We start from the raw sequence: 22,254 nt of genomic DNA, 5'->3' as shown, positions 1-22,254 counted from the left end.
TTCCGCATGACACGCCTGTCCGACGCCACGCTTTCCGAGCTTTCCCCAGAGGTGGAGCGCCCCGGCTACCGGCGCGCGGAGGCGCGGATCGGCATCGTCCATCTCGGCCTCGGCGCTTTTCACCGGGCGCATCAGGCCGTCTACACGGAGGATGTCCTTTCGAAGGGCGACCTGTCCTGGGGCATCTCCGGCGTATCCTTGCGAAGCCCCGACACGCGCGACGCGCTGGAGCCGCAGGACGGGCTTTATACGCTGAGCATTCGCGACGGCTCGGGCGACCGCTTCCGGGCGATCGGCTCGATCCTCGAATGCCTCGTCGCGCCGCAAGACCCGGAAGCCGTGCTTGCCCGCATGAGCGCGGCGGACACGCGCATCATCTCCCTCACCGTCACCGAGAAGGGCTATTGCCACCATCCGGCGACGGGCGAACTCGACGAGGCGCATCCCGACATCCGGCACGATCTCGGCCAGCCGAACCGTCCGAAAAGCGCGGTCGGCTTCCTCGTGGAAGCGCTGGCGCGACGCCGCGAGAAGGGCGTTCCCCCCTTCACCGTTCTGTCCTGCGACAACCTGCCGGCCAACGGCCGAACCGTCCAACGCGTCGTGGCGCGCTTTGCCGCTTTGCGCGATCCAGCGCTCGGGCGCCTCATTGAGGAAGAGGTTTCCTTTCCGTCCACCATGGTCGACCGCATCGTGCCGGCGACCACGGATGCCGACCGCGCGCTCGTGGCAAAGGCTCTCCGAATGGAGGATGCATGGCCGGTGATGGCCGAGCCCTTCACGCAATGGGTGATCGAGGACCGTTTTCCCGGCGGGCGGCCCGATTGGAATGCCACCTTCGTGGAGGATGTCGAGCCGTTCGAGCTGATGAAGCTGCGCCTTCTGAACGGCTCGCATTCGACGCTCGCCTATCTCGGCTATCTCGCGGGCCATGAGACGGTGGCCGACGCGATGGGCGCGCCCGGCTTCGAGGCCCTGCTGCGCGGCCTGATGCGGGACGAGGCTTCTCCGACGCTCGCTCCCCTGCCCGGCTTCGACCTTTCCGCTTATCGCGACCAGCTTCTCGCGCGCTTCCGCAACCCGGCGCTCCGGCACCGCACTTGGCAGATCGCCATGGACGGCTCGCAGAAGCTGCCGCAGCGCCTCCTTGGCACCATCCGCGACCGCTTGGCCGCGAACCAGCCCTTCGATCGCTTGGCGCTCGGCGTCGCGGCCTGGATGGTCTATGTGCGAGGCGTCGATGAAAAGGGGAACGCGATCGACGTGCGCGACCCCTTGGCCAAGGATCTCGCCGAGGCGACGAACGGGTGCACCACACCGACCGAACTCCTCGACGCATGCCTCCGCTTCGAGACGGTCTTCGGCCGCGACCTGCCATTGTCGCAACCGTTCCGCGCGGCGGTGGAGCGGGGGCTGGAACAGCTTCTGGCGCAAGGGGCGGCCCAAACGGTCGCCCGGTTCCCGGAAGGCTGAAAACGTCGGATCAAGGAGCGGCTGGCCGTTCGCCTTCGATCAGGCCTCGCTGCCCGGCGATCTCCTTTGCCAGAAAGTCGAGCAGCATCCTGATCCGGGGCGTGCGGCGAAGGTCGGCATGGGTCAGGAACCAGAGATCGGCGGCAAAGGCTGGTTCCGGCGCGCCGAGCCGTTCGAGGCCCGGCCGCTTGTCGCCGATGAAGCAGGGCAGATGGCCGAGACCGAGGCCCGCTTCAACCGCCTCGCCAAGACCCAGCACAGAGTTGACGCGATAAGCGGGGCCGTTCGGCCCGGCATGACCGAGCGCGTGCTTGACGACCTGCATGGAGCCGAGGCTCTCGCCAAGCGCCACCCAGTTCTGGCCTTCGATGTTCGTTTCCCCTCGCCGTCCGTAGAGCGCCCAGGCGATGCGCGCGACCTTGCGTCCGACCAGCGTGTCGGGCGGCTGATCGGTGGCGCGGATCGCGATATCGGCGTCCCGCCGCGACAGGTTGGTGGCCGGATTGCCGATCACGACATCCAGCCGGATGCGCGGGCATGCCTTCTGGAACTCGGCGAAGATCGGCGTCAGGAGGTGGATCAGAAGCGAGTCGTTGGTCGCCACGCGCACCTCGCCTTCGGGCTCGGGTTCGCGGCCGGCGCATTCCAGCGCCACGCGGTCGATGTCCTCGCCGATCCGCCTGGCCAGCGAGATCACGGCGTCGCCCGCCCCCGTCACGGCGAGTTTGGCGCGGTCGCGCTCGAATAAAGCGAAGCCGAGCACTTCCTCGATCTGGCGAAGCCGGCGGAAGACGGTGGAATGGTTGATCCCCAGACGTTCCGCCGCCAGCGGCAGCGAGGCGGCGTCCGCGACGGCGCGCAGGAGACGGAAGTCGTCCCAGCTCAGCTTGTCGAATGGGGTCGCCACGTCGCTCTCCTGCGCGTCGGATCATTGCGCGCCGTCGCAATCGTCGCGTTGCATTAATGCAATACCAATAGCTCTTACGGCAACAGGATATTGCACTTAACTTGGTGGTCGAACGGCATTGGTTCTCGAAACGAAGGAGCATCGCCATGACCGCCGCAACCCACCACGGCATTCACCACGTCACCGCCATCTCGGGGCCAGCCGGCCGCAATGCGCGCTTCTACACGCAGGTGCTGGGGCTGCGGCTGGTGAAGAAGACCGTCAATTTCGACGATCCGGGCACCTACCACCTTTACTACGGCGACTCGGCGGGCATGCCCGGCACGATCCTGACCTTCTTCCCCTACGAGCATGCCGCACCGGGACGGCTCGGCGTCGGGGAAACGCAGGAAACCGTGTTCCGTGTGCCGGAAGGCTCGATCGGCTGGTGGACGCAGCGCCTCATCGAAAAGGGCGTCGCCTTCGAGCCGATCATCAAGCGGTTCGGTGAAACCGTGCTGGCCTTCAAGGACCCGGACGGCATGCGTCTGGCGCTCGTCGCCGTTCCCGGCGCGGATGCGGAGGAAGCGTGGAGCACCGGCGAAATCCCGGCCGACCATGCGATCCGGGGCTTCCATTCGGTCAGCCTCCTTCTGGAGGAAGCCGGCCCAACGGGCGCGATCCTGACCGACGTCTTCGGCTTTCGCGAGATCGGCTCGGAAGGCTCCACCACGCGCTTCGCGGTGGACGGCGCGACGGTCGGCGGGGTGGTCGACATCCGGGCGGTCGGCGGGTTCCTCAGGCCTCGTCCGGGCGCGGGCTCGGTGCATCACATCGCCTTCCGCGCCAAGGACGACGCCGAACAGGAGGCCATGGTGAAGCGGCTTGTCGAGAACCACGGGCTCGCCGCCACGGAACAGAAGGACCGGAACTACTTCCGCTCGGTCTATTTCCGCGAGCCGGGTCACGTCCTGTTCGAGATCGCCACCGACGCGCCGGGCTTTGCGGTGGACGAGCCGGCGGCCGAGCTCGGCGCCTCCTTGAAGCTGCCGGCCGTGTTGGAAGAACACCGGGCGGAGATCGAGGCGGTTCTGCCGGCGATCGAAACGCCGGCGGCCGCTGCCTGAACGGCGAACGAAAAAAGGAAGCGGCCGAGGTGGCCGCTTCCATCCACCCATCCCTTCGCCAGGAGTTGCCGCAATGAGCCTCCACACCCTTTCGCATGTGCATCGCTTCGTGCCCGGCACCGAGCCGGCGCGGCCGCCGCTTCTTCTCCTGCACGGCACGGGCGGCGACGAGAACGACCTTCTGCCGCTTGGGCAGGCCATATTGCCCGGCGCGGCGCTTTTGTCGCCGCGCGGCCCCGTTCTGGAAAACGGCATGCCACGCTTCTTTCGGCGTTTGGCGGAAGGTGTCTTCGACCAATCGGATGTCCGCCAACGCGCGAACGAGCTTGCCGATTTCGTCACCGAGGCGCGCAAGCGCTACGATCTTGCCGCGCCGGTCGCCGTCGGCTTCTCGAACGGAGCGAACATCGCGGCTGCCCTCCTGATGCTTCGGCCCGGAACGCTCGCCGGCGCCGTGCTGATCCGGCCCATGGTGCCGCTGGCCGAGATGCCGGCGGTGGACCTTCGGGGCTTGCCGATCCTGATGCTGTCTGGCGCCATGGACCCCATCGCCCGGCCGGACGAGGCACGCCGCCTCGCCCATGCCTTCATTGAGCGTGGCGCGGGTTTGGAACATCGCGTCCTGCCGGCCAGCCACGGCTTGTCGCAAGGCGACGTGACGATCGCCAAGGACTGGCTCGCCCGATCGGCATCGCCGGCAGAACTGTTGGCAAATAGAGTTTAAAGTCCGCCCGCCGGATCGAAAACGGTTCCGGCGGGCGGGGTGAACCATTCCGCACCGCTTTCCGTCACATGCACATGGTCCTCCAGCCGGATGCCGAAGCGGCCGGGAACGACGATCATCGGCTCCACGGAGAAGCACATTCCCGGCTGCAAGGGCGTGTCGTTGCCCCGCACGACGAAGGGCGGCTCGTGGATTTCGAGCCCGATGCCGTGGCCGGCGCGATGCGGCAAGCCCGGCAGGCAGTAGTCGGGTCCGAGCCCATGGGCCGCCATCACCTTTCGCGCCGCCTCGTCGAGACCCGAGCAAGGCGCGCCCGGACGCGCGGCGGCGAAGACCGCTTCCTGCGCCTCACTCTCGATCGCCCAGATGCGCTTCACCTCGGCCGGCGGCTCGTCGATCGCGTAGGTGCGCGTCAGGTCGGAATGATAGCCGTCGAGCCGGCAGCCGGTATCCACGAGAACGAGGTCGCCGTCTCCAAGAACCTGATCGCCCTCCGCGCCGTGCGGCAGGGCCGTGGCCGCACCGAAGGACACGATGGCGAAGGTCGAGCCGTTGTCGGCCCCGAGCCGCCGGTGCTCGGCATCGATCAGGGCGACGATCTCCGACGCCTTCACGCCGGGGCGCATGGCTTGGCGGGCACGGGCCTGCACCTCCAGCGTGATGCCCATCGCATGGCGGATCAGCGCGATTTCGGATGCCGACTTGTGGATGCGCAAGGACGAGACGAGCGGCCCGCCGTCCGTGAGGCGTTCCCGCCCGAAGGCCCGCACCAGACGGTGGTAGAAGAACAAGGGCAGTTGCTCGTCGAGAGCCAGAAGGCCGCTGCCCCCCAGAAGCCTGGCGACGAGTTCGGCGGGATCTTCCTCCTCCTGCCAAAGCGCAAGATCGCCGGGCAGGCGCGGCAGCGTTTCCACCCGCGAGCCCTCGAAGCCGGGCGCGATGAAGACCAGCCGGTCGCGCGTGACGAGCGCGCCGCAGAAACGCTCGCTCGGATGCCAGACGAGGCCGGTGAAATAGCGCAGGCTTTCCGTCGAGCCGAGAAGAAGACCGGCGAAACCCGCGGTTTCCATCCCGGCGCGAAGACGCGACAGGCGCTGCATTCGCTCAGGCTCCCCGATCGGCGGAACGGGATGAGGCCAGGATCGGGCTGCGGACATGGAGTTCCCCCTTTGCGGTCGGGCGACGTCATGCATCCGCATCGGGCCGAAGCCAAGCGCCGATAAACAACGGGGCGGAATGCTGCCGCCCCGTTTCACTCAAAGCCTTCTTTCAGGCCGATGCCGCGATGGCGATTTCTGTATCCTTGCGCAGGCGCTCCGGCCGGCCGACGAGGTAGCCCTGCACGGCATCGCAGCCGATGGAGCGCAGAAAGGCGAGCTGCCCTTCGGTCTCGACGCCTTCCGCCAGGATCGCGATCTCGAGTTCGCGCGCGATATGCGTGATGCCGCGCAGAACGGCGGCGGAATGGCGGTCCGTTTCCGCCGTCATCACGAAGCTCCTGTCCACCTTGATGCGGTCGAAGGGCAGGTCCCGAAGATGGGCGAGCGAGGAATAGCCCGTGCCGAAATCGTCCATCGCGATCTTCACGCCGAGTGCGCGCATGTTGGCGAGCGCATGGGCGATCTGCTGCCCGTCCTCGACGATCGCCGTTTCGGTCAGCTCGATTTCCAGGCGCTTGGCGGGAAGCCCGCTTTGGACGAGCGCGCCCGTGAGGTGGGACAGGAGGAGGGGCGAGCGGAACTGCACCGCCGAAACGTTCACGGCGACATAAAGCCCGTTGTCCCATGTCGCGGCCTCGCGGCAGGCTTCTTCGAGCACCCAGCGCCCGATCTCGACGATCTGCCCGGTTTCCTCCGCGATGGGGATGAACTCGGCCGGCGACACGAGACCACGCACCGGATGCTCCCAGCGGATCAGCGCCTCGTAGCCGATGACCCGGTCTTCCCCGAGGGCGAGCACGGGCTGGTAGACCAGATAGAACTCGCCGCGCGACACGGCGGTCCGCATGTCGACCTCAATGGTCTGGCGCTGCATCACGGCTTCCAGCATGCCGGGCTTGTAGCAGGACGCGCGGCCGCGACCGTTGCGCTTGGATTCGTAGAGCGCGACGTCGGAACGCTGCATCAGTTCGGTGGTGTCGCGCGCATCGTCCGTGCAGCACATGCCGATGCTGCACCCGACGCCGACATTGATCCCGTCGATCCTGAAGGCGCGCGAAACGGCTTCGACGATGCGGTCCGCGATGGCCATCGACAGGTCCATGTCGCCGTAGACCAGAACCGCCAGTTCGTCGCCGCCGAGACGCGCCGCGAAGCCGTCCGGCCCGACGATCGTCCTGATGCGGTCGGCGACCTGTACCAGAAGCTTGTCGCCGACGCCGTGCCCATGGCTGTCGTTGACCGCCTTGAAGCGATCGAGATCGAGAAGCAGCAGCTTGAAGCGCTGCTTGGGATGGAAATCCTCTTCCATCCTTTGCTGAAGCGCGCGGCGATTGGGAAGCTTGGTCAGGGGATCGATGAAGGCCAGTTCCTCGATACGGCGCTGCGCCTGCCGGTCCTTCGTCACGTCGTCGAAGGTCAGAACCACGCCGTCGTCCACGAGGCAGGAATTGACCTCGAGTATCCGCCCGTCGGAGGTGGAATATTCGTCGGTCTCGCCGTCATCCATGGTCACCCAATGGTCGAAGCGCGCGCCGACAAGCGCCCGGCGGTCCTGCGACCAAGCCATGGATTGCGCGATGGCGCCGAGGAGATCCTCCCGGCTTTGGCCGACCGAAAGCGCTTCCTCGGACAGGTTGCACATTTCCAGGAAACGGCGGTTGAACAAGCCGAGCCGGCCTTCGGCATCGAAGAAGATCAGGCCGTTCGACATGTTGTCGAGGGAGGTTCTCAGGATGGCCGAATGGGCGCGCTCCTGCGCCTCGAAACGTTTGGCCGTCAAAATGGTGGCGAAGGCGCCGAGAAACAGGACGGCCGCGCCGACGCCCGTGAAGACGCTGAGAACGACGTTCTGCCCCGTCCTGATGCCCGCCTGCTCCTGAAGGGTGAGAACCGTGCCGGCGATGGCGGTGAAATGCATGCCGCAGACGCCGATCGTGAACAAGGCGCAGGTCGCAAGGCGCGAGCGCGCGAAGACCGACACGCCGCGCGCCGCGCTCAAGGCGCAGATGCCGATCGCGAAGGCAAGAAGAGCGGCGGTGGGAGAATTGGTCTGCAGACAGCCTTCCACCGCCCGCATCCCGCTGTAATGCATCGCGCCGATGCCGAAGCCGCTGAGCGCGCCCAGCGCCGCGCGCCGGCGCCAGGACACCACCGGAGCCGAAAGCGCCAGCGGCACGCCGACGATCAGGATCGCGATCAAGGCCGACGCGGCTGTCTCCTCGCCGTCATAGCCGAGCAGGAGATCGGGCCGGTAGCCGAGCATGGCGATGAAATGCGTCGTCCAAACGCCGAGGCCCGCCACCAGCGCCGTTCCCGCCATCCAATACCGACGGTAAGCCGGCTTGACGTTTCTGGATGCTTTGAGAAGCGCGGCCAGCAACCAGCCCGCCACGACGCAGATCGTCAGCGCCGTCAGCACGAAACCGAGCGAATGCGAGGCAGCAAATTGCGGGAGAATGCTTGTCATGCGCCGGTTGTTGCGCAGCAGAGTTCACCAACCTCGCAAGAAGATTAGTGAACGAAATGCTCCACGCAGTATTCGGCGCAGTTATTCAAGAGATGGCTACAGACCGGGACGACAGACCACCCTCTTGAGTTGTTTGCCTTATCCGATGTCGGCGAGCCTGATGATCGGGCTTTGTTGGTTGTGTTCATACAAGGGGTAGAGATGGGGATGCGAACGCCCGGCCGGCTCTCCAGGAGGAGATTATTTTTCATCAAGTCTACAAACTAGATATATATACCTGTTTGCTCAGAGGCCATTCCAGCATCCTTTCTTTAGATCGCCGTACCGGGCGATGACGGTTGAAGAAGGGGGAATTGGAAATGACGAAAGCGAAGATGCTGTTGGCGGCGATCGCCGGTTCGGTGGCGCTGATGGGCGCAGCTCACGCTGCCGACAAACACGTCACGGTCGCCTACCAGACCGACGCCCTGCCCTCCTCCGTCGCCATCGCCAACGGCGAGTTCGCCCGAGCGACCGGCTACGAGATCGATTTTCGCAAGTTCGATTCCGGCGCCGAGATCTTCGCCGCCATCGCGTCGGGCGATGTGCAGGTCGGCTATGTCGGGTCGAGCCCGTTTGCCGCTGCGACCTCGCGCGGCCTCGACGTGAAGGCTTTCCAGCTCGCGTCCATTTCCGGCACCGACGAAGCGCTGGTGGCCCGCAACGGCTCCGGCATCGAATCCTTGAACGATCTGAAGGGCAAGAAGCTCGCGGCCGCCCCCGTTTCCACCGACCATTACCAGCTTCTGGCGCTCATCAAGAGCCTCGGCCTCAGCGAAAAGGATGTCGAGGTCTTCGCCATTCCGCAGCCCGAGATCGTCGCTGCCTTCAACCGGGGCGACATCGATGGCGGCTTCGTGTGGGACCCGGCTCTGACGGAACTCAAGAAGACCGGCAAGACGCTCATCACCTCGAAAGAAGTGGCCGAACGCGGCTCTCCCACCTTCTCGGCCTGGGTCGCGGCAGGCAGCTTCGCGTCCGAGCATCCCGACTTCCTGAAGAGCTTCGCGGGCGTCGTGAACAAGGAATACGCGTCCTTCGCGGCCGATCCGGCGGCTTGGGGACCCGACAGCGAAAATGCCAAGGTGCTGGCAAAATTCATCGGCGGGAGCCCTGAGCAGCAAGCGGCGGCCCTGAAGAACCTGAACCTCCTGAAGCCGGCCGATCAAGCGTCGGCCGCCTGGCTCGGCGGCGGCGAGCAGTCGGGCGCGGCCAAGATCCTGAAGGACACCGCGCAGTTCCTGAAGGACCAGGGCAAGGTTTCGCGCGTCCTCGACAGCTACGCCGCCTTTGTCACGCCCGACGCGGTCGCCGCCGTCACCAACTGATCGGTCGAGATCGCGGAACGCCGTGCCGCCTTTTCTTGAAGGCGGCACGGCGATCACGCGCGGAGGCAAAGCTTTCCATGCTGAAAGTCGACGATGTCAGCATTCATTTCGCCGGCCGCGACGGCCGCGCCGTTCATGCGCTGGACCACGTGTCGCTGGAGATACCCGACAAGGGCTTCCTCGTGGCGCTCGGCACGTCCGGCTGCGGCAAGTCCAGCCTTCTCAACGCCATTGCCGGCTTCCTTCCCGTGTCCGACGGCGCGATCACGCTGAACGGGCGGCCGATCACGGGGCCCGGACGCGACCGGGGCGTCGTGTTCCAGAAGGACACGCTGCTTCCCTGGAAGAGCGTCGCCGACAACGTGGCGCTCGGGCTGAAATTCGCCGGCGTCGCGCGCGCCGAGCGCCGGACGCGGGCCGAAGAGCTTCTCGCCCTCGTCGGTCTTGAGGATTTCGGCCGCGCTTACCCGTATGAGCTTTCCGGCGGCATGCGCCAGCGCGTCGGCATCGCGCGGGCGCTCGCCACCGATCCCGATGTTCTCCTGATGGACGAGCCCTTCGGCGCGCTGGACAGCCTGACGCGCGAGAACATGCAGGAGCTTCTGGTGCGCGTCTGGGACAGGACGGGCAAGCGCATCTTCTTCATCACCCATTCCATCGACGAGGCGCTTCTGCTCGGCACCGAGGTCGTGGTGATGTCGCCGAGGCCGGGCCGGATCGTCGCCCGCTTCGACCTCGACTACGTTCGCGATTTCGCGCGCGACGGCGACACCCACGCGATCAAGTCGCGGGCCGATTTCAGCGCGCTCGGTGAAGAGATCCGCGCCATCATCCACCGCTCGGACCTCAGGAGTCTTGCGGCATGACCGACATCGCCCGACAGGACCTCGCCGCGCTCGGACTGAGCGACGCGACCGAACCCGCAGCCGCCCCGCCCCCGCGCCTCGTCAGGATGCACGGCTTCGGCTCGGAAAACCGCTCCACCAAGCTCATCAGCCTCGCGACGGCCGTCGCGCTTCTGGCCTTGTGGTGGGCGGTCTCGCATTTCGGCTGGGTGTCGCCGCTCTTTCTGCCGAGCCCGGAGGAAGTGGCGACGCAGGTCGTCCTCATTGCCCAGGACGGCTATGCCGGCGCTTCGCTGTGGGAACACGTTTCGGCGAGCCTCACCCGCATCCTGTCGGCAGCGCTGATCGCCGCCTCGCTCGGCATTCCGATCGGCCTGCTGATGGGCCTGAACCGCTGGGCGAAGGGCATCTTCGACGTGCCGATCGAGTTCTACTGGCCGCTGCCGCCGCTCGCCTATCTGCCGCTGATGATCATCTGGCTCGGCATCGGCGAAACCTCCAAGATCACGCTTCTGGTGCTCGCCATGTTCGCGCCGGTCTGCTTGTCGGCGCAGGCCGGCGTGCGCTCGCTGCCGGTGGAGCGGGTGAACGGCGCCTTGACGCTCGGGGCCAGCCGCCGCCAACTCTTCTTCGATGTGGTCCTGCCCTCCGCCCTGCCGGAAATCCTCACCGGCATCCGCATCGCGCTCGGCGTCGGCTGGTCGACGCTGGTGGCGGCCGAGCTCATCGCCGCCAATCGCGGCATCGGCTACATGGTGATGTCGGCCTCGCATTTCCTGGCGACCGACGTCGTCTTCGTCGGCATCGGCATCATCGCCGCGCTCGCCTTTTCCTTCACGCTTCTGATGCGGTTCGCGGAAAGGAAGCTCGTTCCCTGGCGGGGCAGGAGCTGAGCCCTCAAAGGCTCAGCGGCGAGGCGTAGCCCGTCAGTTCCAGATAACCGCGTCCGCCCGTGGTTTTGACCGCGCCTTCCCAGTAAACGGGAAGGCCGCTGCCCCGCCCGTCGAGTTCCTGCGCGTCGAAAAGCGGCTCCAGCGGAAACTCCCGCACTCCTTCGGGAAGCGAAACGCTCAAGACCTGCGCGACGGGATATTCGGCCTGCGTATCGGGCGAGCGCCAGCGCCGCGTCGCGGTGAAGCGCACATCCTGCGGCGAGAGCTGCGTGATCGTTCCGTCCGGCCGCCGAAGCGAGCCGCCGGCCCAGATCGTCTCGTCGTTCTTTCCCCTGATGCGAAAGGCCATCAGCGCGCCGCCGTCGTCGAGATTGAGGCCCGTCCAGTCCCACCCTTGCGCGTCCGGCACGAGGTAGTTCGAGGACCATTCGCGATCGAGCCACGCCTCGCCGGAAACGCTCGTCGCCTTGCCATTTCGCGTCACGGTGCCGGACACGCGCAGATGCGGCATCGAGTAATAATGGCTGGCATCCGCCGCGTCCGGCCCTTTCTGGCTATAGCCCCCGACCCCTTGCAGGAACGGCTCCTGCGTCGGCGCGAAACCGAGGTCGAGGGTGAAGTCCGGGGCCGAAACGCGCGTCGTGAAACGGTTGTCCGCTTCGCGCCGGAAGAACCAGTCCTCGATGGTGACGGCCGCATCCTCCGTTGCAGCCTCCGCGATGCCGAAGCCGGCGCGCGCCGCCTTTTCGCCGTGGAGGAGCCGGCCGACTTGCGGGTCCGACAGGCCGGCATGGGCAAACAGAATCTGGCTCGGGGCAAAGCGGCTCGGATTGGCCGGGTCAATATCGGGCCGGGTGCGAAAGAAGGTCACCTGGAAGCCGAGATCGCGCCCGTCCTCAGTCTTCAGCCAGCCGGTCGCGTACCACCATTCGGTGCGGAAATCGGGATGTGCGCCGTGGTCAGCCGGGAAGCTCAAGGGAACGCCCGGTTTCACCGTCGGATAGGTGATCCCGGCCGCGAGCGCCGGCAGCGCGCCGAGGCATAAAAGGAGGAGCGCGAGGAATCGACGCATCACCAATCCTCCCTGACTGCCAGAACCGCGTCCTTGGCCACCGCCCGCCGGCCCGCCAGAACCGCCGTCAAGGCCGCCGCCGCGACAAGCGCGGCGGTGACGCCAAGGATGGTGCCAAAGGGAATGCGCGTCGACATCGTCCAGTTGAAGCTTTGCGGGTTGATGACATGAATCAGCACTTGGGCGAGAACCAGTCCGAGAAGGACGCCCGCGACGGCCCCGACCACGCCGAGAAGCGCGCCTTCCAGCCCGAGCATGGCGAGGATCTGGCGCTTCTCGACGCCGAGATGCCGCAGCATGCCGAATTCGCGCGAGCGCGCGATGGTCTGCGAGGACATGGTGGCCGCGACGCCCGCCAGCCCGACGAGGATCGCCACCGCTTCCAGAAGATAGGTGACGGCGAAGGAGCGGTCGAAAAGGTCGAGCGCGTAGCGCCGCAGCGTCGCCGGCTGTTCCAGGGAAACCGAATTGCGAAGTTCCGGCGGAAGAGCGGCGGCGAGCGCGCGCCCCGCCCCTTCCACATCCGTGCCGGGCACGAGCATCACGGCCGCCTCGTCGCGGGCGGCGTCGCCGGTAAGGCGCGCGTAATCGGCAGTGCGGATGACAGTCGCGCCCGCCTGCCGGGCATAATCGCGCCAGACACCGGCGACCGTGAAGGGCTGGCTTCCTCCGATCGGCAGCGTGATCCGGTCGCCGACCGTCCAACCGTAAAGCCGCTCGGCGGGCTCGGACACCCAGACCGGCAGGGCATCAGCCGGTAAGGGGCCGTCGGCGCGGCGGATCAGCACCAGCGAATCTTCCGGGGCCTTGCCCGCAAAGTCGCGGGCGATGAGAACCACCGGCGGGCGATCGGGCGCGAGCGTCAAGGAAATCTGCCGGCTGAAGGAGATCGCGGACACGCCCGGCACCGCGCGCAAGCTGTCTTGCGTCGCCGGATCGAAGGCACCCCCGCCCTCGGCGCGAAGGTAGAGATCGGCGGACAGGACCTCCACCAGCCATTCGTCCACGGCGCTTCGAAAGCTCGTCACCATGGTTGCCATGGCGATCATCAGGGCGGTGGAAGCGACGATGCCGCACAATGCCGTCGCGGCCTGCGCCGGCGCGCCGTGAACGTGGCGCGTGGCGAGAAGCGCCGGCACTTGGGTCGCCGGGCGCGCCGCCAGCGGCTTCAGGAGGCGGCGGGCGAGCCAGGGCACGCCCGCGACGCCGCCGGCCAGAAGCAGCGCCATGCCGGCAAAGCCCAGCACCGGCAGTCCGGCGAGCGGCGGCATCAAGGCAGCGAGGATGCCGGCGAGGAGAAGAAGGAGCGCCGGCTTCCAGGGCACCGGTTGGCGCGGATCGACGACGTCGCCGCTGTTCTTCAAGGCCGCGGCAGGTGCGGCCTTCGACGCCGCCCGCGCCGGCAGGATGGAGCCGAGCATCGCCGCCGCGACGCCGAGCCCGAAGAAGCTTGCGGCGGCGAGCGGCTGGAGATGCACGGAAGCGACTCGGCCCGAAAAATAGCCCGCACCGAGATCGCCGCCGAAAAGATCGAGAACGAGGCTCGCCAGACCATAACCGAACAGGAGGCCGAGGCCCGAGCCGAGAATGCCGATGGCGAACCCTTCCGCCGCCACGAGGGCGACGATGCCGCCGCGCGGCAGGCCGAGCGTGCGCACCAGCGCGAAGGCGCGAAGCCGGCGCGCGACGGACAGGGACTGGGCCGAGAACACGAGAAACGCGCCCGTCAGCAGCGCCACCAGCGCCAGCATGTCGAGATTGACGCGATAAGCGCGCGACAGGGCGCTGCCTTGCGCGAGTTCGGTCTGCGCGTCGCCGATGAGCGCTTGCGTTCCCACCACTTGCCTCAACGCCGCTTCCGCCACCGCGCGGTCGGAAACTTTCAGGTCCAGCCGGTCGAGCCGGCCGAGCCGGTCGAAGCGCCATTGCGCGTCGGCGATATCCACCGTGCCGATCGACTGGCCTTCAGGAACGCCGGACAGGACGCCGACCACCGTGAAGGGCGCCGTTCGCCCGTTGGCGGACAGGGTCAACGTGTCGCCGACCGCCGCGCCCGTCGCCGCCAGCGCCGAGCGCGACAGATAAAGGGCGTCGCCCTGAAACACTGAAGTCTCGCCGGCATCGGGGCCGATGGCGCGCCGGCCAATGAGGCTCGGCGACACGGCGGCGGCACGGATGACGTCGAGGCCGAGAAGCGTGAACCGGGCATTGCCCGCGCTCGCGTCCAGGCTGACGACGGGGCTGGCATTGGCAACGCCGGGGCTTCGGAGAACGTTTGGGTACAGCGCCTCATCCAGCCCGAGCGCGCTCGGGGCGCGCACCGACAGGTCGGCCGCGCCGTTGACGCTGCGCACCGCCGTATCGAACGAGGCGAGCGCCGAGCCGTTGACGAGGTGAACCGCAAAGCCGAGCGCGACGCCGACGGCGATGGCGACGACAGTGGCGAGAAAGCGGGGCCAATGCGCCCGGCCCTCCCCCGCGATCAGCCAGGACAGCGCCAGCCGTGCGTGGAGAACATCCGCTTCAAGCCGCATCCGAACCCCGCAGGCCGGCGCGCGTGAGGGTAAGAACGCGGTCGGCGACCTTGGCCGTTTCCGCCGAATGGGTGACGATCACCGCGCCCGCTCCCCCTTCCCTGACGGCCTCGGCGAAGAGCTTCAGGACGCCGGCCGCCGTTTCGGTGTCGAGATTGCCGGTCGGCTCGTCGGCGAGGATCAGCGCGGGCTTATGGACGAGGGCTCTGGCGATGGCGACGCGCTGCAGTTCGCCGCCCGACAGATCGCGCGCATATCTCAAGCCCCGGTCGCCGAGCCCGACCGCGCCGAGCATCGCGTCGGCGCGGGCGTTGATGGAAGGGGCGTCGGCCGACAGGAGAGCGAGCGGCAGAGCGACATTCTGGCGCAGGGTGAGATAAGGCAGAATGTGGAAAGCCTGGAACACGAAGCCGATCCGCTCGCGGCGCAGCCGGGTGCGGGCCACCTCACCGAGCGCCCCGAGCCCGGTTCCCTCGATCAGCACATCGCCTTCGTCGGCATCGTCGAGACCCGCCAGAATGTTCAGGAGGGTCGACTTGCCGACGCCCGATTCCCCAAGGATCGCCACGAGTTCGCCGGACCTGAGCCCAAGCGACAGGTCGGCGAAGAGTTGCCGCTCCCCGATCGACTTGGCCAGCCGGCGCACTTCCAGCACCTTCACTTCAGAATGCAACGCGCCGTCCTTTTCGCCGTCCCGCCTGGTTTGCGACATCGGCTCGCAAGGCTTCTCGTCAATGCGGCGCGGTGTATCGGTGGGGTGCTGGAACCGGATACGCGGCAATATGCGAGCCTTCCACGGCACACGCCCTAGATACTTGGCTGTGGGCAGTGCCCATGCTTGCCGGGTTTCCCGCGCTTTCGCGCGATCGAGTCACCTTTCCCGGCCGATCGAAGGCAGATCCGATGGAAGTCGAAGCAGTGGTGAAGGGCGATGTCGCGAGGGTCTTCGGCCGCGAGATCGAGCGTCACGAGAAGGGATCGGCGATGGAGCTGATCCGCGCCGAAAAGCGTGCGAGCGACGAAAAGTCGTTGCGGCTGAAGGCGTTGCGCCTTGCCATGGAAGCCGAAGCGCAACCGGCCCCCGTGGCCGCACCGGCCAAGCGCAAGACGGCCAAGCGCGCCGCCAAGCAGTAAAAGGCGAGGGATTCGCCGCCGACCCATGCTTGTTCGAAAGCCCGTCCGGCTTCTATGAAGCATCCCGACAGAACCGGACAGGCTGCGACGATCCCCGAGCTTGCGCCTTCCGGTCGATAGTGCGGGGCGGAACAGGCGCGATGCGGGCAGCGATCTATTTCACGCCGAAGGCCGAAGCCTTGGCGACACGCCTCGCGGCCTCCTGGCTCGGCCGCGACGCTTTCACCGGCGAAAGCACGCCCCCCCTCGAGAAGGGCCGGGCCTCCATCACCGCCTCGCCCGCCCGCTACGGTTTCCACGCCACGATGAAGGCGCCCTTCCGGCTGGCGGATGGCGCGACGCCGGGGGAGATCGACCGCCGGCTCACCGAGTTCTGCGCGACGGAAGCGGGCACCGAAATCGGGAAGCTCGTCCTGCGCCGGCTCGGCTCGTTCCTCGCGCTCGTGCCGGCCGACGAGGAACCGGACCTCGACCGGCTTTGCGCGGCCGCCGTGCGCGGTTTCGAGCCTTTTCGCGCGCCCCTGACCGAGGCCGAGATCGCCCGCCGCGATCCGGAAGCTTTGAGCGAGCGCCAGCGCCGGCATCTCACCGAATGGGGCTATCCTTACGTCTTCGAGGATTTTCGCTTCCACATGACCCTGACGGGTCGTCTGGCCCCGAACGAGGCCGAGGCGGTGGAGGATGAGTTGAGGCAGCGTTTCGCGCCCGTTCTCGACCGTCCCCTCCCCATCGATGGTCTGGCGCTTTTCGTCGAGCCCGAACCCGGCGCGCCGTTCCGCGTTCATTCCCGCCATTCCTTCCGCCGCACCGAGAAAGCCGCATCCGCATGACACCTCGAACGAGCGAAGAGGTTTTCCGCAACGCCGCGATCGTGCTGCCGGACGAGATCGTCCATGGCAGTCTTCTCGTGCGCGACGGAGCGATCGCCGACATTTCCACCGGCTCGGTGAGCGCCGGCATCGACTGCGACGGCGAGTTCTTGACCGCCGGCCTCGTGGAACTTCACACCGACCATCTGGAAGGCCATTACGCACCGCGCCCCGGCGTGCGCTGGAACATGCTCGGCGCCATCCAGGCCCATGACGCGCAGATCGCCACATCGGGCATCACCACCGTCTTCGACTGCCTTCGCATGGGGTCGGACGATGGCGGTGGCTACGAGGCGGGCGAAATGCGTGCGCTTGCCGACACGATCGAGCAGGCCGGGCGGGAGGGTCGCTTGCGGGCCGAGCACCGGCTGCACCTGCGCTGCGAGGTGTCGTCGCCGGACGTGTTGGACGCCTTCGCGTGGTTTCAAACCGACCCTGCGGTGCGGCTCGTGTCCTTGATGGATCACGCACCCGGCCAGCGGCAGTTCCAGTCGATGGACCAGTACATCCTTTACCACAAGACGAAGCGCGGCCTGTCGGATGCCGCCTTCGACGCGCTGGTGGCGCGGCGGATCGAACAATCCGCGCGCTTTTCGGAGCCCCACCGCCGCGCCATCGCCGAACATTGCCGTGCGGCGGGCGTCGCGCTCGCCGCCCATGACGACGCGACCCTCGCCCATGTGGAAGAGTCGCGAACCGACGGCGTCGTGGTCTCGGAATTTCCGACCAGCCTGGAAGCCGCCAGGGCCGCGCACGGCGCCGGCATGGCGGTTCTGATGGGCGCGCCGAACGTCGTTCGCGGCGGCTCGCATTCGGGCAACGTTTCGGCCGCCGAACTTCTCGACAACGGCGTTCTCGACATCCTGTCTTCCGACTACGTGCCGCTCAGTTTGATCCAGGCCGCCTTCGATCTGTCGGAGAGGATCGGCCTGCCGGCGTCGATGCGGCTCGTCTCGTCCAATCCGGCCCGCGTCGCAGGCCTTGCCGACCGTGGCGCGATCCAGCCCGGCCTTCGCGCCGATCTCCTGCGCGTCCGGGCGCCGACGGGCGCGGGCACGCCGCCGGTGGTGCGCGGCGTTTGGCGCGGGGGCGAGCGTGTCGCCTGAGGAAGCGGGCGCCGGCCTTCTCGTCGCCGTGGTCGGCCCGAGCGGCGCGGGCAAGGACACGCTGATCCGCCTCGCCATGGAGGGGCTCGGGCGGGAAAGCCGCATCGCGCTCGCCCGGCGCGTCGTGACCCGCGCGGCCGACGGCGGCTCGGAGGACCACGACAGCCTGGACGAGGCGAGCTTCGTTGAAGCCGAAGCGGCGGGCGCCTTCTGCCTGTCCTGGCGCGCGCACGGTCTCGCCTACGGCCTGCCCGCCAGCGTCGCCCTGCGGGTCGGCCGGGGAGACCTCGTCCTCGCCAACCTGTCGCGCCGTTCGCTCAGCGAAGCCGCAAGCCGCTTCGGCCGCATCGCCGTGGTGGAGATCAGCGCGCGGCCTGATCTTCTGGTGCGCCGCATCGCCGCGCGCGGCCGCGAAACGGAAAGCCAGATCGGCGCGCGCCTGTCGCGGCAAGCCCCGCTCGTGCCCCCGCCGGAAACAACCGCGCTTTTTCGGATCGACAATTCCGATGCACCCGAAGACGCCGCCGCGATCCTGCGCCGGCATCTCCTCAGCCTTCTGGCCGACCTGAAGCCGGCGGATTAGGACCCGATTTCCACCCGGTCCAGAAGCGTCTCGATCGCAACGCGGCGCTCCGCCCCGGTCTCCGACGGGAAGTCCAGCACGAGGCGATGCTTGGCCCAGCGCATCTCCTTGTCTTTCTCCAGTTTCTCTGAGAGCGCCTTGGCCTTTTCGGGCGAGAAGGTGGCCGCGATGCCCTTCGAGCCGGCATCGAGGCGGCGGATGCCGAGCTCCCGGCAGCGAAGGCGCAGGAACGCCGTGGCGAAGATCGTCTTCACGGAAGCCGGCAGCGGGCCGAAGCGGTCCCGCACCTCGCCCCGCAGCGCTTCCAGCCCGTTCATGTCCTCGATGCGTTCCACGCGAATGGCGATCTCGATGCGAAGATCCGCTTCCGGCACGTAGTCTTCCGGCACGAAGCCGGGCGCGCCGAGATGGAGGTCCGGCCGCCATTCCTCCGGCGGCGTTTGCCCCTGCGCCACGAGAAGCGCGCGCTCCAGCATCCGGCGGTAGAGGGCAAGGCCCGCCACCTGAAGATGTCCTGCCTGTTCCTCGCCGAGAAGCTCGCCGGTGCCGCGAATGTCGAGATCGCGCGCGGCGATGGCGAAGCCCGCCCCGAGCCCGCCATTGGCCTTCAGGGTTTCCAGCCGCTCCAATGCGCCCGGCGTCGGCTCGCCATCGGGGTCGGTCACGAGAAAGGCCGTCGCCCGGCGCATTCCCCGCCCCACCCGGCCACGAAGCTGGTGAAGCTGCGACAGGCCGAAAAGATCGGCCCGCCAGACCACCATCGTATTGGCGTTCGGCACGTCGAGCCCGCTTTCCACGATGCTGGTGGCCAGAAGCACGTCGCCCTGCCCTTCCGCGAAGGCGAGCATGGCCTCGTCCATCTCCTCGCCCTTCATCTTCCCGTGCAGCACGGTCACGGACAGATCCGGGACGAGCGCGCAGAGGCGTTCGGCCATCGGCTCCAGATCCTCGATGCGCGGGCAAACCACGAAGCTCTGGCCACCCCGCGCCTTTTCCGCCGCCAAAGCGTCGCGCACCATCTCCTCGTCGAACGCCCCCACCACGGTCCGCACCGGCAAACGCCGCCCGGGAGGGGTAGCGACGACGCTGATTTTGTGGAGCCCGACGAAGGCCGCCTGAAGCGTGCGCGGGATCGGCGTCGCCGTCATGGCGAGGACGTGGATATCCTTGGCGAGTTCCCGCAACGTCTTCTTCTGCGCCGAACCGAAGCGCTGCTCCTCGTCGATCACGACGAGGCCGAGTTCCTTGAAGCGCAGCTTATCGGAAAGAAGCGCGTGGGAGCCGACGACGATGCGCGCCGAACCATCGGCCAACGCTTGCCGCGCTTCTTCCGCTTCCGCCGCGCTTGCCAGCCGGGACAAGCGCACGACCTCGATGCCCTGGCGCTCGAAACGCTTGGCGAAGCTCAGGAAATGCTGTTGGGCGAGAACCGTCGTCGGGGCCACAACGGCGACCTGCCGCCCGGCGAAAACGGCTGCCGCCGCCGCGCGCAACGCCACTTCCGTCTTGCCGAAACCGACATCGCCGCAAACGAGGCGATCCATCGGCCGCCCGGATTCGAGATCGGCGAGAACGGCGCTTGTGGCCGAAGCCTGGTCCGGCGTCAGTTCGAAGGGAAAGCGCGCGCAGAAGCGCTCGAACTTGACGCGGTCCGGCGTCAAGGCCGGCGCACGGGCCGCTTCCTTGGCGCGAAGAAGGTCCACCATGCTTTCGGCGGTGGCCGATACCGCCTTCACGACACCAGCGCGCCGCTTTTCCCAGGCCGTGCCCTTCAGGCGATCGAGCTTCAACTCGGACGCCGCCCCGCCATAGCGCCACAGCGCGCCGATATCGCTGAGCGGCACCAGAAGCGTGTCGTCTCCGGCATAGCGAAGACGTAGCGCTTCCGTGTGATAACCGGCGCCGGACGACGCTTCGGGAAGCGCCTCCAGCCCTTCCAGGATCGCGACGCCATGATCGAGGTGAACCACGGCGTCGCCCAGGCGGAACACCTCGTCCGTCGCCGACGCAAGCGCCGTTTCGCGCGAAGCACCGAGCCCCGCCCGCTGCCCGGCGAGATCGCGCACCGAAACAACGACGATCCGGTCCTCGGGCGCCAGAAAGCCCTCCGCGATCGGCGCCTTGAATGCGAGAAGGCTGCGGGCCGGCGCGTCGCGCACCTCTCCCCATTTCGAAGCCTCCCGCAGTTCCACTCCAAGAGCACGGCCCGCGCGGCGGGCGACCCGGCTCAACTCGCTCGTTTGGCCCCCGGCGATGACGACCCGATATTTCTTCTTCAGAAGCGGCGCGACGAAGTCGGCAAAGGCGGCAAAGGGATCGTCCTCCCGCGCGAAGACCGGAACGCCGGCGGGCTCATCGCCCTCTTCAACGACCGCCGAAAGATAGCCGCCCGCCAGCGAAGACCATTCGGATCGGTCGAGATAATCGTGCTTGGCGGCGGCATTCCGGTTCCGCCTGGCTTCCTCTAGAACGCCGAAGATTTCGTCCGTCGCGTCGTGGTTCTTTTCCTCCACGATCAGTTCGGCAGCCGGCAGATAATCGAACAAGGTGTCGAGGGCGCCGTAATGCTGGTGAAGCGAAGCCTCGGAAAGCGGGACGGCGGTGGCTTCGCCATCGGCATTCCCCGTCAGGAACTCGCTGGCCGGATCGACGATCAGGTGCTCGCTCGATGCCACCGAGCGCTGAGTGGACGGGTCGAAGGAGCGGATGGCGGAGATGCGTCCTTTCACCAGTTCGATCCGGCAGGGACGGGGCGCGGCGGCCGGGAAGATCTCCACCACCCGCCCCCGGACGGCCCATTCGCCGGCTTCGTCCACCCGCTCGTCCTGCCGATAGCCGATACGCTTCAGCACCGCCTCGGCCGCCTTCTGGTCGAACATTTCGCCGACCCGGAATTCGAGATGGGCATTTCGCCAGACCGTGCGGGGCGGCACGCGCCGGATCAGCGCGGCTGCCGTGGTCAGCACCACGGCGGGACGCTTCTTCTCGTCGCAAAGCCAGCGCAGGGTCGACATGCGCCGGCCCATGCTGCCCGCCCCCGGCGCGATGCCGTCGCCCGGCAGGCCATCGAGGGCATGGAACTCGGCGACACGATGCGCTCCCGCTAGGGAACGCAGCAATTCGGCGATGTCTTCGCGTCGCCGGGCATTGCGAGCGACATAGATGATCACTTGGCCCTTCGCCGCCGCGATCCGGCGTTCGAGAAGCGCTGCGACCGCACCGATCGGGCGAAGGGGATGAAGGCGCTCGGCCTCGACTTCGGACTGCGCGATGGTGACGGACTGCAGCATGATCTTCCACTCGAACAAGGTGGAAAACGAATGTGCGGTCGGCGGATTCGATCCCGCCTCGGGCATCCGGTCACAGGGCGGAACCGAACCAGCGTTGCCCTTCCGCCGCGCCCCTTCCACGAAACGATACGAATTTCCCGAATGTCAGCGACCTACAATTCTTTGCGCTTGAATTGACGATGCTGTGCGCTTCTTCTTCGAATGCCATGTCGCCATAGCAGGGGCCGAGCGTCAGAATGCTTCTCCGGAATGACGAAATGATCCGCAGCCGGGCACACGAGCTTTGGCTGGACGAGGGACAACCCGACGGTCGCGCCCTCGACCATTGGCTCACCGCCCAGCGCGAGCAATCCATGTCCGACGTGGCATCCCCATGGTTCGACCGTGCCGTCTCCGGCAACGAAACCACATGGATGCGCCATGTCCTGTGGAGCCCCCAGCCTTTCGTCGTTCTGAACTGACTTTTCGCATCGAAGCCGATGGCTCCTCACGCGAATCGGCGGAGATCAAGGATCGGCAGCCGCAAGCGGCATCCCGAAGCGGGGATAGCGGCTGCGACATTTTTTTGACGATCATCGTTGACATCGCTGATTCGTTGCCCGTATAAGCCGGTCATCGACGGACGGGGCGTCGCCGGCGGGTTGTATGCTCGTCTCTGGGAACTGGTTTTGGCTAGTTTCTGGTATGGCGTTCCGGTTTGTTTTTTCGGGTTTGGCGGTTTTGG

18 protein-coding genes are annotated in these 22,254 nt (G+C 67.1%); 11 read left to right on the top strand and 7 right to left on the bottom strand.

Annotated features, from left to right (window positions below; genetic code table 11):
• Window positions 1–6 precede the first annotated feature (6 nt).
• Complete coding sequence (locus tag F9929_RS15740; RefSeq protein WP_152047547.1) at window positions 7–1,473, top strand: mannitol dehydrogenase family protein; 1,467 nt, start codon at window positions 7–9, stop codon at window positions 1,471–1,473.
• A 10-nt stretch (window positions 1,474–1,483) separates the two neighbouring features.
• Here F9929_RS15740 and F9929_RS15735 read toward each other — a convergent pair whose 3' ends face one another.
• A complete protein-coding gene (locus tag F9929_RS15735; protein WP_152047546.1) occupies window positions 1,484–2,380 on the bottom strand; it encodes a LysR family transcriptional regulator in 897 nt (298 codons plus the stop codon).
• 146 nt (window positions 2,381–2,526) lie between these two features.
• On the opposite strand from F9929_RS15735, the gene F9929_RS15730 reads away from it, so the two are divergent.
• Both F9929_RS15730 and F9929_RS15725 read left to right on the top strand, forming a co-directional pair.
• Window positions 2,527–3,486 carry a ring-cleaving dioxygenase gene (locus tag F9929_RS15730; protein WP_152047545.1) on the top strand — a complete coding sequence of 320 codons (960 nt, stop codon included), beginning with the start codon at window positions 2,527–2,529 and terminating at the stop codon, window positions 3,484–3,486.
• A 73-nt stretch (window positions 3,487–3,559) separates the two neighbouring features.
• A complete protein-coding gene (locus tag F9929_RS15725; protein ID WP_152047544.1) occupies window positions 3,560–4,210 on the top strand; it encodes an alpha/beta hydrolase in 651 nt (216 codons plus the stop codon).
• Here the strand turns inward: F9929_RS15725 and F9929_RS15720 are convergent.
• A complete protein-coding gene (locus tag F9929_RS15720; RefSeq protein WP_152047543.1) occupies window positions 4,207–5,367 on the bottom strand; it encodes a M24 family metallopeptidase in 1,161 nt (386 codons plus the stop codon). The two genes, F9929_RS15725 and F9929_RS15720, sit on opposite strands and share 4 nt — an antisense overlap.
• Before the next feature lie 112 nt (window positions 5,368–5,479).
• Window positions 5,480–7,837, bottom strand: coding sequence for an EAL domain-containing protein (locus F9929_RS15715; protein WP_152047542.1), 2,358 nt, complete (start codon window positions 7,835–7,837; stop codon window positions 5,480–5,482).
• Window positions 7,838–8,196: 359 nt separating this feature from the next.
• Here F9929_RS15715 and tauA point away from each other — a divergent pair, with 359 nt between their 5' ends.
• From tauA to F9929_RS15700, 3 genes are all read left to right on the top strand, one after another.
• Window positions 8,197–9,204 (top strand): taurine ABC transporter substrate-binding protein, encoded by a 1,008-nt coding sequence (gene tauA / locus F9929_RS15710; RefSeq protein WP_152047541.1) that lies wholly within the window; start codon window positions 8,197–8,199, stop codon window positions 9,202–9,204.
• Window positions 9,205–9,281: 77 nt separating this feature from the next.
• Window positions 9,282–10,070, top strand: a complete 789-nt coding sequence (locus tag F9929_RS15705) for a taurine ABC transporter ATP-binding protein (RefSeq protein ID WP_152047540.1) — start codon at window positions 9,282–9,284, stop codon at window positions 10,068–10,070.
• A gap of 86 nt (window positions 10,071–10,156) precedes the next feature.
• Entirely contained in the window at window positions 10,157–10,942 is a 786-nt protein-coding gene (locus F9929_RS15700) for an ABC transporter permease subunit (RefSeq protein WP_152047677.1), read from the top strand.
• Window positions 10,943–10,946: 4 nt separating this feature from the next.
• Here F9929_RS15700 and F9929_RS15695 read toward each other — a convergent pair whose 3' ends face one another.
• From F9929_RS15695 to F9929_RS15685, 3 genes are read right to left on the bottom strand one after another with little or no spacing between them, the layout of a single operon-like run.
• On the bottom strand, window positions 10,947–12,014 hold the full coding sequence (locus F9929_RS15695; RefSeq protein ID WP_152047539.1) for a lipocalin-like domain-containing protein: 1,068 nt from the start codon (window positions 12,012–12,014) through the stop codon (window positions 10,947–10,949).
• Window positions 12,014–14,548, bottom strand: a complete 2,535-nt coding sequence (locus tag F9929_RS15690; RefSeq protein WP_152047538.1) for an FtsX-like permease family protein — start codon at window positions 14,546–14,548, stop codon at window positions 12,014–12,016. The genes F9929_RS15695 and F9929_RS15690 overlap by 1 nt, the downstream gene beginning before the upstream one ends.
• Window positions 14,538–15,260 (bottom strand): ABC transporter ATP-binding protein, encoded by a 723-nt coding sequence (locus tag F9929_RS15685; protein ID WP_152047537.1) that lies wholly within the window; start codon window positions 15,258–15,260, stop codon window positions 14,538–14,540. Before F9929_RS15685 ends, F9929_RS15690 begins: the two co-directional genes overlap by 11 nt.
• Window positions 15,261–15,451: 191 nt before the next feature.
• On the opposite strand from F9929_RS15685, the gene F9929_RS15680 reads away from it, so the two are divergent.
• The 4 genes from F9929_RS15680 (at window position 15,452) to phnN (ending at window position 18,240) form a co-directional block, all read left to right on the top strand.
• Window positions 15,452–15,682 carry a hypothetical protein gene (locus F9929_RS15680; RefSeq protein ID WP_152047536.1) on the top strand — a complete coding sequence of 77 codons (231 nt, stop codon included), beginning with the start codon at window positions 15,452–15,454 and terminating at the stop codon, window positions 15,680–15,682.
• 140 nt (window positions 15,683–15,822) lie between these two features.
• Window positions 15,823–16,512, top strand: a complete 690-nt coding sequence (locus tag F9929_RS15675; protein WP_152047535.1) for a DUF1045 domain-containing protein — start codon at window positions 15,823–15,825, stop codon at window positions 16,510–16,512.
• Entirely contained in the window at window positions 16,509–17,657 is a 1,149-nt protein-coding gene (locus F9929_RS15670) for an alpha-D-ribose 1-methylphosphonate 5-triphosphate diphosphatase (RefSeq protein ID WP_152047534.1), read from the top strand. Before F9929_RS15675 ends, F9929_RS15670 begins: the two co-directional genes overlap by 4 nt.
• Window positions 17,647–18,240, top strand: coding sequence for a phosphonate metabolism protein/1,5-bisphosphokinase (PRPP-forming) PhnN (phnN, locus tag F9929_RS15665; RefSeq protein WP_152047533.1), 594 nt, complete (start codon window positions 17,647–17,649; stop codon window positions 18,238–18,240). Before F9929_RS15670 ends, phnN begins: the two co-directional genes overlap by 11 nt.
• Here the strand turns inward: phnN and F9929_RS15660 are convergent.
• Complete coding sequence (locus tag F9929_RS15660) at window positions 18,237–21,530, bottom strand: DEAD/DEAH box helicase (protein WP_152047532.1); 3,294 nt, start codon at window positions 21,528–21,530, stop codon at window positions 18,237–18,239. The genes phnN and F9929_RS15660 overlap by 4 nt on opposite strands.
• Before the next feature lie 257 nt (window positions 21,531–21,787).
• Between F9929_RS15660 and F9929_RS15655 the strand changes: the two genes are divergently transcribed.
• Entirely contained in the window at window positions 21,788–21,991 is a 204-nt protein-coding gene (locus tag F9929_RS15655; RefSeq protein ID WP_210251352.1) for a DUF2934 domain-containing protein, read from the top strand.
• The last annotated feature ends 263 nt before the right edge of the window (window positions 21,992–22,254 follow it).

This window comes from Aureimonas psammosilenae (genome assembly GCF_009176975.1).
Classification (GTDB): domain Bacteria; phylum Pseudomonadota; class Alphaproteobacteria; order Rhizobiales; family Rhizobiaceae; genus Plantimonas; species Plantimonas psammosilenae.
The sequence above is the reverse complement of the archived record's forward strand: the minus strand, read 5'-3'. Positions and strand labels throughout refer to the sequence as shown.

Bases quoted from the DNA above. Each gene is read 5' to 3' on its own strand.
- F9929_RS15705 (WP_152047540.1), top strand. From the start codon at position 9,282: ATGCTGAAAGTCGACGATGTCAGCATTCATTTCGCCGGCCGCGACGGC.
- F9929_RS15685 (WP_152047537.1), bottom strand. From the start codon at position 15,260: ATGTCGCAAACCAGGCGGGACGGCGAAAAGGACGGCGCGTTGCATTCT.
- F9929_RS15675 (WP_152047535.1), top strand. From the start codon at position 15,823: ATGCGGGCAGCGATCTATTTCACGCCGAAGGCCGAAGCCTTGGCGACA.
- F9929_RS15715 (WP_152047542.1), bottom strand. From the start codon at position 7,837: ATGACAAGCATTCTCCCGCAATTTGCTGCCTCGCATTCGCTCGGTTTC.
- F9929_RS15730 (WP_152047545.1), top strand. From the start codon at position 2,527: ATGACCGCCGCAACCCACCACGGCATTCACCACGTCACCGCCATCTCG.
- F9929_RS15660 (WP_152047532.1), bottom strand. From the start codon at position 21,530: ATGCTGCAGTCCGTCACCATCGCGCAGTCCGAAGTCGAGGCCGAGCGC.
- F9929_RS15725 (WP_152047544.1), top strand. From the start codon at position 3,560: ATGAGCCTCCACACCCTTTCGCATGTGCATCGCTTCGTGCCCGGCACC.
- tauA (WP_152047541.1), top strand. From the start codon at position 8,197: ATGACGAAAGCGAAGATGCTGTTGGCGGCGATCGCCGGTTCGGTGGCG.
- F9929_RS15700 (WP_152047677.1), top strand. From the start codon at position 10,157: ATGCACGGCTTCGGCTCGGAAAACCGCTCCACCAAGCTCATCAGCCTC.
- F9929_RS15720 (WP_152047543.1), bottom strand. From the start codon at position 5,367: ATGTCCGCAGCCCGATCCTGGCCTCATCCCGTTCCGCCGATCGGGGAG.
- F9929_RS15740 (WP_152047547.1), top strand. From the start codon at position 7: ATGACACGCCTGTCCGACGCCACGCTTTCCGAGCTTTCCCCAGAGGTG.
- F9929_RS15690 (WP_152047538.1), bottom strand. From the start codon at position 14,548: ATGCGGCTTGAAGCGGATGTTCTCCACGCACGGCTGGCGCTGTCCTGG.
- F9929_RS15670 (WP_152047534.1), top strand. From the start codon at position 16,509: ATGACACCTCGAACGAGCGAAGAGGTTTTCCGCAACGCCGCGATCGTG.
- F9929_RS15655 (WP_210251352.1), top strand. From the start codon at position 21,788: ATGATCCGCAGCCGGGCACACGAGCTTTGGCTGGACGAGGGACAACCC.
- F9929_RS15695 (WP_152047539.1), bottom strand. From the start codon at position 12,014: ATGCGTCGATTCCTCGCGCTCCTCCTTTTATGCCTCGGCGCGCTGCCG.
- F9929_RS15680 (WP_152047536.1), top strand. From the start codon at position 15,452: ATGGAAGTCGAAGCAGTGGTGAAGGGCGATGTCGCGAGGGTCTTCGGC.